Raw genomic sequence first — 812 nt, forward strand, 5'->3', positions numbered from 1 at the left:
GGTTGAAGCAGTCCGCGTCTCGAAAGAGCGGGTCGAGCGACTTGAGGGTGTGATCGAGGAGTTCGTTCCGACCTGGTCACTGGCGAGACATCATGCCGAAGGCCGCCTGATCGTGCCCCCGACCATTGCAGCCTGCCGCCGTGCGCGTGGCCCGTCAAGGGCAAGTCGCTGCGCGATGGCCCGTGGCCCTTGACGACCCACCTGCGCGCGGGCGGCCAGCGCAAAGGAAGGTCGGGACGAGGAGATGGTCGCCAGCAGTCGAACGCGGAGATGAAACATGATCGCAGAGCGAGCGTGACAACGATTACCCCATAGGATTCCACCTGCCGGTGGAAAAGGGGCGTCCTTCGCGGGACGATGAATGAGGTGAGTTCGCGAGGGTTGCAGTACCGGTCGCATCACAACGATCAGGACGCTTCCGAGATTGTTCCACCTCATTCTCCTGAATCCACATCAAGGGTAGGGCCAGAGCGCCGATCCCGGAGAGAAGCAAGACCCCGCGAAAGATGCGCAACGCCGGCGAAGCGGAAGGCTCGAAAAGCGCTTGACCTCAACACGCCGAATAGAGAAGCAACCCTCGGACGCGCAGTGTAGGGCGAGCCACCTCACCGGCAGAGGCGGACATACGGTCTTACTTTATATCTCTCGAACCTCTTCCGTCATCTGCAAGGTCCGCCGATGGGAGGCGCTGTCGCGACTACCTCTTTTTACCGTTGCTCTATGTTGTCCACGGCGATTGTTTCCAAGTTTCATGAATGGCATCCACGAGGGCGGCGGCCAAATCTTCGACATCAGTGTTGCTCATCGGTGTC

General features: G+C 60.2%; 1 protein-coding gene. It reads left to right on the forward strand.

Annotated features, from left to right (window positions below):
* Positions 1–193, forward strand: a 193-nt coding sequence (locus tag NKH02_RS34405) for a hypothetical protein (protein ID WP_502913900.1), incomplete at its 5' end; no start/stop codon positions are given.
* Between the last annotated feature and the right edge of the window lie 619 nt (positions 194–812).

The organism is Mesorhizobium sp. M1396 (assembly GCF_040317725.1).
GTDB lineage: Bacteria > Pseudomonadota > Alphaproteobacteria > Rhizobiales > Rhizobiaceae > Mesorhizobium.